The 8,794-nt window shown below is 67.3% G+C and carries 7 protein-coding genes and 1 pseudogene; 6 read left to right on the forward strand and 2 right to left on the reverse strand.

All coding sequences use genetic code 11. The features are described from left to right. The first annotated feature begins 440 nt into the window (after positions 1-440). A complete protein-coding gene (locus WS96_RS21900; RefSeq protein WP_059498804.1) occupies positions 441-755 on the forward strand; it encodes a hypothetical protein in 315 nt (104 codons plus the stop codon). A 161-nt stretch (positions 756-916) separates the two neighbouring features. Here WS96_RS21900 and gcvA read toward each other — a convergent pair whose 3' ends face one another. Beyond that, on the reverse strand, positions 917-1,822 hold the full coding sequence (gcvA, locus tag WS96_RS21905) for a transcriptional regulator GcvA (RefSeq protein ID WP_059835309.1): 906 nt from the start codon (positions 1,820-1,822) through the stop codon (positions 917-919). A gap of 141 nt (positions 1,823-1,963) precedes the next feature. On the opposite strand from gcvA, the gene WS96_RS21910 reads away from it, so the two are divergent. From WS96_RS21910 to WS96_RS21920, 3 genes are all read left to right on the forward strand, one after another. After that, positions 1,964-3,262, forward strand: coding sequence for an adenylosuccinate synthase (locus tag WS96_RS21910; protein WP_059835311.1), 1,299 nt, complete (start codon positions 1,964-1,966; stop codon positions 3,260-3,262). Between the two features lie 298 nt (positions 3,263-3,560). Continuing rightward, positions 3,561-4,511 carry a LysR family transcriptional regulator gene (locus WS96_RS21915; RefSeq protein WP_059835312.1) on the forward strand — a complete coding sequence of 317 codons (951 nt, stop codon included), beginning with the start codon at positions 3,561-3,563 and terminating at the stop codon, positions 4,509-4,511. A 275-nt stretch (positions 4,512-4,786) separates the two neighbouring features. Continuing rightward, a complete protein-coding gene (locus WS96_RS21920; protein ID WP_059835314.1) occupies positions 4,787-5,758 on the forward strand; it encodes a sulfonate ABC transporter substrate-binding protein in 972 nt (323 codons plus the stop codon). 60 nt (positions 5,759-5,818) lie between these two features. On the opposite strand, the gene WS96_RS21925 is transcribed toward WS96_RS21920, so the two are convergent. After that, positions 5,819-6,799, reverse strand: a complete 981-nt coding sequence (locus WS96_RS21925) for an AraC family transcriptional regulator (protein ID WP_059835316.1) — start codon at positions 6,797-6,799, stop codon at positions 5,819-5,821. Positions 6,800-7,387: 588 nt separating this feature from the next. On the opposite strand from WS96_RS21925, the gene WS96_RS21930 reads away from it, so the two are divergent. Then, on the forward strand, positions 7,388-8,281 hold the full coding sequence (locus WS96_RS21930; protein ID WP_059835318.1) for a LysR family transcriptional regulator: 894 nt from the start codon (positions 7,388-7,390) through the stop codon (positions 8,279-8,281). Positions 8,282-8,492: 211 nt separating this feature from the next. Then, positions 8,493-8,794, forward strand: a pseudogene (locus WS96_RS21935) (biotin/lipoyl-binding protein); the annotation flags it as partial.

Here is an 8,794-nt window from a genome sequence, read left to right on the forward strand (position 1 = left end):
GATTGCCGGACGAATCACCGCGCACCGCAATGACGCAACGTAACCGTGATCGCCGACCACGCGAATCGTGGTCGTTTATGGGAGGAACCGTCGTTCGAGCCGCGTCGAACGATGACGCGACGCACGGATCGACTACTGTGCGGCGATCGTGCCAGCACGACGATAGTCACGTCACACGTCAGCGTATCGATATCACCACCAGTGAAACAACCACCGACGCCGCGCGTCGTCGCGTATCCAACGATTCCCGTCATCGAACGCACGAGCCGCGGCGTCTCCCATACGTGTATCCCCAATTCCGTCAGCACGTTGGCGCCACATTTTTTGCGACCCGGTTATGATGCTCTGGTCCTGATCGCGACATGACGACTGGTCAGGGCAGGGGCGGTATCTCGATGGTTTTTCAAACCGTGATGGTCATCAAAAAAGAGAGTTCAGCGATGCGAATCCAGATCAGAAAACTCACGCTGGCTGCGACTGCAGCCGCTTTCCTGTTCGGCTCGGCCGTTCCGGCGTTTGCGCAGACCGACGCCGCCAGCGCACCGGCTGCGCAGGACGCCAAGGCCGCGAAGAGCGAAGCGCGCAAGGCGGCCAGGGCCAAACGCAAGGCCGAGCACAAGGCTGCGCGTGCGAAGAACACCGCCGAGCTGAAGAAACTCGAAGACGCCGGTTACAAGCCGGCGGCCAATGATCCGAACTATCCGCAGAATCTGCAAAACGCGGAAAAGAAGGCCGGCGCCGCAGCAAGCCAGTAAGTCAGTAAGCGTCGTCCGGCGGCAAGCCGCGGTTTGATCCGCGGCTTGCCGCGTGCGTCGCGATCATGCGATGCAGGCAGGCAAACACGTTCCACACGCTTACGCGATTCGATTCGGAATCCTGCATATCATGAAGAGGCACGAAACGCATGCAGCGGCGGTCAGCGCCGCCCACCCGACGCAGTTTCGTTTCCCGTTGCCTTCAACCAATCCTTGAACGCGCGTACGGCGTCGTCGTCCGCCCGCGCCGACGCCACATACGTGAAGTAGCGCCACGGCGGCAGCGCCGGTTCGCTGAACGGCTGAACGAGGCGGCCTTCGGCGATGTCGTCGGCGACGAGTGCGATCGGCCCCATCGCGACGCCGAGACCGTCGAGCGCGCCTTGCAGCGTCAGGTAGAAATGCTCGAGCGTGAGCGAGTGCCGCGGAACGAGATTCGGATGCCCGGCCGCGGCGAGCCATTCCGGCCACATGCCCGGATAGGTTGCCGCGTGCAGCAGCGTGAAGCCCGCGAGATCGGCGGGCGTATCCAGCGACCGGCCCTCCAGCAACTTCGGCGCACACACCGGCAGACGGACTTCGGACAGGAATTCTTCCGCGACGTATCCATCGATGGCCTGCGGGCCGCCGCGAACGATCAGGTCGACGTTGTCGCGCAGCTTTTCGATCGGCTCGTTCGACGTCGACAGCCGCACCTCGATGGCCGGATGCACAACCTGGAACGACGACAGCTTGGGGACGAGCCAGCGCAGCGAGAACGTCGCGGGCGCGCTCACACGCAGTACGCGCTGCTGCGCGCGGCCGAAGTGCTGCGCGGTGGCGAGTGCGATCCGGTCGAACGAAGCGCCGACCTCGGCGAGGTACGCGCGCCCGGCCGCGGTCAGTTCGACGCGCCGGTTGTGGCGTTCGAACAGCGGCCGGCCGAGCCATGCTTCCAGTTGCTGCACATGCCGGCTGATCGCGCCGTGCGTGACGCACAGCTCGTCGGCGGCCAGCGTGAAGCTGCCGAGCCGCGCGGCGGCTTCGAACGCACGCAGCGAATTCAACGGAGGGAGTCGTCGGGCCATTGCATCGGTTCGCGTGAAATTTACTCACACGATGGTTCAGGTTTAATCGTTTGATCGGGCGATCCGGCTACGCCAATATGGCACACAAACGGCCGATCCGGGCTGAACGAGTGTCTGAATTTCTCACATGGAGTACGGAACATGCCGAACGTGGTGGTCGTGGGCGCCCAATGGGGTGACGAAGGCAAGGGGCGCATCGTGGACTGGCTGGCGGCACAGGCCGATCTCGTCGCACGCTACAACGGCGGCCACAACGCGGGTCACACGCTGGTCGTCGGCGGCCGCACGTACAAGCTCGCGCTGCTGCCGAGCGGCATCGTGCGCGGCAAGCGCGGCGTGATCGGCAACGGCGTGGCGCTCGACCCGGAAGCGCTGCTCGCGGAAATCGGACGGATGGCCGCGCTCGGGTTGTCGGTGACGCCGGACAACCTGTCGATCGCGGAGAACGCGACGCTGGTGCTGCCGATTCACCGTGCGATCGATCAGGCACAGGAGCGTTTGCGCCGCGAACCCATCGGCACCACGCTGCGCGGGATCGGGCCGGCCTACGAGGACAAGGTCGGGCGTCGCGGGCTGCGCGTCGGCGATCTCGCGGAACCGGGCGGGCTCGCGGCCAAACTCGACGTGCTCGTCGACCATCACAACGCGTGGTTCCGCGGCCTGGGGCTCGACGAGTACGATCGCGACGCGATGCGGGCGACGCTGGTTGCGCTTGCACCGAAGATCCTGCCGTTCGTGCGTCCCGTCTGGGCCGACCTCAACGACGCGACCGATCGAGGCGAGCGCATCCTGTTCGAGGGTTCGCAGGCCGTGATGCTGGACATCGACTGGGGCACGTATCCGTTCGTGACGTCGTCGGGCACCGTCGCGTCGGCCGCGGCGGCCGGCACCGGGCTCGGTGCGGCGAAGCTCGGCCACGTGCTGGGTGTCACGAAGGCGTATGCAACGCGGGTCGGCGGCGGCCCGTTCCTCACCGAGTTGACCGATGCGACCGGCGAAACGCTGCGTGCGCGCGGACAGGAGTTCGGCGTCAATACCGGCCGGCCGCGACGCTGCGGATGGCTCGATGCCGCGCAACTGCGTCAGGCCGTGAGGGTCTCTGGCATCGATTCGCTGGCGCTCACCAAGCTCGACGTGCTCGACGGCTTCGAGTCGATCGAGCTGTGCGTCGGTTACGAATTCGACGGCGTGCGTGTCGACCATCTGCCCGCGAGCCTCGATGCGCAGTCGCGCGCGAAGCCGCGCTACGAACGGTTCGAAGGCTGGCAAGGTTCCGTGAAGGGCGTGCGCGAGCGTGCGGCGCTGCCCCGAGCCGCGCAGGACTTCATCGCGCGCATCGAAGCGGTGGCGGGTGCGCCGGTTTCGATGATCACGACCGGCGCGGAACGCGACGATACGATCGTGTTGCGCAATCCGTTCGATGCGGCGGGCACCGTGTAACGCGCGAGACGCGAAGGGTGCCAATCGAGAGCGGATCATGGCGGGCGGGTAGTTTTTGCCGACCGCTGTCGTTGGCCTGTCCGCACCTTCGATACGCACGTACGTTCGGCCCGGACGCCGCGCGGCGAGCGGCCCGGCAGCCCGATTCCGCATCCGGATCGTGCCGCATACGGCGAACTGGACACGCCTGCAACGCTGCTGTACTGTTCCGCACGATTCGCGCCAGACCGGCGTGTGCCGGCGCCGCCGGCACACCGGCGGCACGGTGGCGCGACGTGACAATCCCGGGGACAGGTCGATGGACACGTTACAGATGATGCGCATTTTCGTCCGGGTCGCGGAGGAGGGCAGCTTCACGAGCGCGGCCCAGCGCCTGGACATCACGACGGCCTACGCATCGCGCTCGGTCGCGCAGCTCGAAACGCATCTGCGCACGCGCCTGCTCAACCGCAGCACGCGCCGCATCGCGCTGACCGACGCCGGGCAGCGCTATCTCGACCGCTGCCAGCGTATCCTCGGCTATATCGACGAAGCGGAAGCCGAGGCGGCCGATGCGCAGGCGAAGCCGTCCGGACGGCTGCACGTCCACGCGACGACGAGCTTCGGCCAGTCTTACGTGGTCCCCGCGGTCGTGCGCTACCGTGAGCGCTATCCGTCGGTCGCGGTCGAGCTGACGCTGTCGCAGCACGTGCCCGACATCATCGACGAAGGCTACGACGTGTCGCTGCAGTTGAGCACGACGGAGCTGCCCGATTCCGGGCTGGTGTCGCAGCGGCTCGGCGACGTGGGCAGCGTGTTGTGCGCGTCGCCCGCCTATCTGAAGACGCGCGGCACGCCGCGCACGGTGAGCGATCTTGCCGGTCATGCGTGCCTGCAGATCGTCACGCCGCTTTTTCCGCGCGACCGCTGGCATCTCGACGGCCCGAACGGCCGCGAAACGTTCGAACTGCCGGTGCCCGATTTCCAGGTGAATATCGCCGATGCGCTCGGCGCCGCGCTGCGCGCCGGGCTCGGTATCGGCTCGCTGCCGATCCCGGCTGCGCTGCCCGCGCTCGCGAGCGGCGCACTGGTGCGCGTGCTGCCCGACTACCGGCTGCAGAAGCTGACGGTCTATACGTTGTATGCGTCGCGTCAGTATCTCGATGCGAAGATCCGCACGTTCGTCGATTTCCTGCGGGAATGCGTGCCCGAACTGCTCGCCGCCGACGAAGCCGCATTGAACGCTTGCTGCCAGTCCCGTCACGCGTGATACACGCAAGGCCGGTGTCGTGAGTACCGCGCACCGTCTTGCGGCTCGATGTTGATAATTCGGTATCCTACATTACAAGCGATCGACGAATGCATGTGCGCTGACCGTTCCGGACAACGCTGCTCGTGCCGCCGTCAGGTCCTTATGAAAACGCTTGCTTTCGATATCGAACATCGTTGGTTCGGCGTGCGGCGGCCGCCTTTTAGAATCGGTTCGACCTGATTCATCGCATGCGCGCGCTCCGCTCGCGCCCACTTCATCGAACCCGAAACGACATGGCAGATCGATACTCCAGTACCCGCCGCCGGCTGCTTCATGCCGGCCTGGCGATCGCGGCAGGCGCCGCCGCCCACCCGGGCCTTGCGCTGGCCGGCGCGGCCGCTACGCGTACTTTGCGCATCGGTTATCAGAAAGGGCCGTTCAGCCTGCTGAAGGCGCGCGGCACGCTGCAGGGCAAGCTCGCGACACTCGGCGTGAACGTCACGTGGACCGAATTCCCGTCGGGCCCGCCGCAACTCGAGGCGCTGAACGCGGGATCGATCGATTTCGGCGATGTCGGCGAAGCGCCGCCCATCTTCGCGCTCGCGGCGGGCGCGCCGCTCGTCTACTACGCGCAGACGCCGGCCGGTCCGGCAGCCGAAGCCGTGGTCGTCGCGAAGGATTCGCCGGTCAAGACCTTTGCCGACCTGCGCGGCAAGCGCATCGCGCTGGTGAAGGGATCGAATACGCACTTCCTGCTGGTCCGGCTGCTGCAGGCGGCGAAGCTCGGCTATACCGACGTCACGCCGGTCTGGTTGTCGCCGTCCGATGCGCGGGCCGCCTTCGAGAACCGCTCGGTCGATGCGTGGATCATCTGGGATCCGTTTCTCGCGGTGGTCCAGCAGGCGTTCGGCGCGCGCATCGTCGCGGACGGTACCGGGCTCGTCGAGAACCGCAGCTACTACTTTGCATCGCGCACGTATGCGCAGCGCAATGCCGACGTGCTCGATGCGGTCGTGTCGGAACTGGCGACGATCCAGCGCTGGCTCGATGCGAACCGCGCGCAGGGCGCGGCCGAATTCTCGAAGCTGTGGGGGATTCCGGAGCCGGCCGTGGCGCTCGCGTTTCGCCGCGCACGCTTCGGTGTCGAGCCCGTCACCCGCGACACGCTCGCGTACCAGCAGCGCATCGCGGACGTGTTCCATCAGGCCGGCATCCTGCCGAAGCGCGTCGACGTCAGCCTGGCTGCACCGCCCTCGCTCGCATGAGCCGGGAGCCGGCCCGACGAGCGGGTTCGCGGTGAGCCGCGAACCCGTTGCGATATCCGTTCATGGCGCGACGCGCGACAGCGGTACCGCTTCGCCGCGCAGTCTCGCGACGTCGCGACCCGGCGCGTCGCCGAACAGCCGCGCGTATTCGCGGCTGAACTGCGACGCGCTCACATAGCCGACGCTTCGGCACGCCTGCCGCGCGTCCATCGCCGACAGGCACATCAGGCGGCGCGCTTCCTGCAGCCGCAGCACCTTCTGGCATTGCAACGGACTCATCGACGTGACCGCCCGGAAGTGATGGTGGAAAGTCGACGGGCTCATCTCCACCCGTCGCGCGAGCGCGTCGACCGCTATCGGATCGAGGTAGTGGTCGCGAATCCATGCGACGGCGCGCGAGATTCGTTGAGTCGTCGAACCGGCGTCGCCGATCTGCGCGACGCGTGTGCCCGACGGGCCGCGCAGCAGCCGGATGAGGATTTCGTCGACGATCAGCGGTGCGAGCAGGTCGAGGTCGTCGGGCTGTGCGATCAGTTGCATCAGCCGCGCGACGGCGTCGACGATTTCGGGCGTTGCGTCGAGCGTGTCGAGCGCGCGGTAGTCGACGGCTTTCGGCAGCCCGCGCGGAAAGACCACCGGCGTGAGCGCCGCGATGCGGCGCGGATCGAGCGCGAGTTGCGCGTAAAGGAACGGCTCGGCCGGGTTTGCGCGGGTCACGCGTCCGGTCACGGGCAGATCGGCGGTGGCGACCAGCATCCGCGATTGGTCGATCGGGTAAGTCTCGTCGCCGACGCGCATCGACTTCGCGCCTTGCCCGACGATGCTCAGGCACGCGTGGTGCACGCCGTGGTTCCACTGCGGCGACGGCGCGGAAGCGCGCGCGACGCGCATGCCGCGCAACGGGAGGTCGAACATGCCGTCGTGCGGCGCGTACGCGGCGATCAGCGCCGCGAGCCGGGCCGCGGGCGACCGGGCGCGCGGCCGAGCATCGTGATCGGGCGGGTGGCGCGGTTGCGGCGGCGTTTCGGCGTCGATTTCCATGTTGCGTAAGCGGGTGGCGGCGTGGTCGATGCAATGTGCGCGGCTGCGATCCGCTGTCGCGGTGCAGGCACGGCGGTCACATCGTACGGCCAGTTGCGTGCGCGGGATTGCCTAAACCTGTCCGAAATTAGCCCGATCATCCGGACCTGCATGGCCGACGATCGTGCCGTCGTCGTTGCACGGTGTGCGGCGCACAAATTCGGAAATTAAGGCAAAACAATCGCAGGATCGGGCAAGCCATTTTTCGGTGGTTTCCCTACCATTGCACCTGCTGAAGGAAATGCGAATCAGCGCGCCCGGATGATGCGGGCAACCTCGTCCGCGTGATGCGCGGCCGCCGCCATGCCGCGTGCGTCGCCCCGCGAATCGCCGGAAAAGACTCAGGACTGCTATTGAACGATCGTGCATCGGGCTTGCCGAGGCCGGTTTGCGTCCGTTGCAAGCCGGCCCGTGCGTGTCGCGCGTGCCGACCGACCCGGCTGAGCCGGGGTCGGTGCCGCCGCATGGGCCGGGCCGATGGGGGCCGGCTGTGGCACGGCGGCGGGTGCAGGCATACGGGCAGTCGTCCGCGCAGGGAAATCCGGACAAATGGACCAACTTCAATCGATTCGGGCATTCGTGACGGTGGCAAGAGAAGGCGGGTTTCGCCGGGCGGCGACGCGCTTGCGCGTGTCGACGGCGATGGCGAGCCGGCTGGTCGATGCGCTCGAGACGCGCCTCGGTGCGCGCCTGCTTCAACGCAGCACGAGCCACCAGTCGCTCACGGAAATCGGCGAGCTGTATCTCGCGCGCGTCGAGCGGATTCTCGGCGCGATCGACGAGATCGACGGTCGTTTCGTCGCGATGGGCAGCAAGCCGGAAGGCGTATTGCGCGTGGCCGCGCCGGTCGCGTTCGGGCTCAGCCAGTTGAGCGCGTTGCTCGATCGCTTCGTGCACCGGTTTCCGGACGTGCGGCCGACCGTGACGCTGACCGATACCCACGTCGACCTGGCCGCCGAGGACATCGACGTCGCGTTCCTGACCGATGACATGCCGGTGTCCGGCGCCCATGCGCTGCATACGCTGGCCGCGTACGAAACCGTGCGGGTCGCGGCGCCAGGTTACGTCGCCGCGCACGGCGGCGCGGCTGCGTCGGGCGACTGGCCGGACATCGCGGCCGTGCGGCTGGAACTGCCGGCGGCCGACGACGGTCACGCGGCCGGGATTCGATCCGGCGCGACGCCCGGCAATTCGGGCGTCGGCCATCTCGAGATGGCGCGGCGGCTGGCCGTGGCCGGCATGGGCGCGACAGTGCTGCCCGCGTATCTCGTCGATGCCGATCTGGCGGCCGGCACGCTGGTGCGCATTGCACCGGTCCACCCGCTCGCGCCCGTCACGCTGAAGCTCGCACATGCGCGCGCCGCGCGTTTGCCGGCCGCCGCGCGCGCGTTCATCGAATTCGTCGGCGCCGCGTTCCGGCCCGCGAGCCAGCGGTCAGGCTGAACCCGCGGCAACGCGATCCCGCGGGACCGCGGGCTCGCCGTTCTTTATCGGAAGCAGTTCGGCACACGAACGCTTCGCAGGGTGCAACGCACACCCGCAACACGCGTCCGCATCCGCGCCGGACAGGAAGCTGCAAGTCCGCCGCGCGTCAGGGCCATGAGGAGATCTGGTGATTCCCATTGAAGGTCGTCTAATTGTGAGAGGTCGCTCCATGCGCGTCGAACGGGTTCCATACCGCTTAATCACCGCCGCAACGGCTGCCGTTTTCCTGGCCGCGTGCGGGAAAAAAGAATCGGCACCGCCGCCGCCAACGCCGGAAGTCGGCGTCGTCACCGTGCAGCCGCAAGCCGTGCCGGCGGTGGCGGAGCTGCCGGGCCGCACCAGTGCGTTCCTCGTCGCGCAAGTGCGTGCGCGGGTCGACGGCATCGTGCTGCGTCGTGAATTCACCGAAGGCACCGACGTCAAGGCCGGTCAGCGCCTCTACAAGATCGATCCGGCGCCGTACATCGCCGC

The organism is Burkholderia sp. MSMB1835 (genome assembly GCF_001526365.1).
GTDB lineage: Bacteria > Pseudomonadota > Gammaproteobacteria > Burkholderiales > Burkholderiaceae > Burkholderia.

Bases quoted from the DNA above. Each gene is read 5' to 3' on its own strand.
- WS96_RS21930 (WP_059835318.1), top strand. From the start codon at position 7,388: ATGGACCAACTTCAATCGATTCGGGCATTCGTGACGGTGGCAAGAGAA.
- WS96_RS21910 (WP_059835311.1), top strand. From the start codon at position 1,964: ATGCCGAACGTGGTGGTCGTGGGCGCCCAATGGGGTGACGAAGGCAAG.
- WS96_RS21915 (WP_059835312.1), top strand. From the start codon at position 3,561: ATGGACACGTTACAGATGATGCGCATTTTCGTCCGGGTCGCGGAGGAG.
- WS96_RS21920 (WP_059835314.1), top strand. From the start codon at position 4,787: ATGGCAGATCGATACTCCAGTACCCGCCGCCGGCTGCTTCATGCCGGC.
- WS96_RS21900 (WP_059498804.1), top strand. From the start codon at position 441: ATGCGAATCCAGATCAGAAAACTCACGCTGGCTGCGACTGCAGCCGCT.
- WS96_RS21925 (WP_059835316.1), bottom strand. From the start codon at position 6,799: ATGGAAATCGACGCCGAAACGCCGCCGCAACCGCGCCACCCGCCCGAT.
- gcvA (WP_059835309.1), bottom strand. From the start codon at position 1,822: ATGGCCCGACGACTCCCTCCGTTGAATTCGCTGCGTGCGTTCGAAGCC.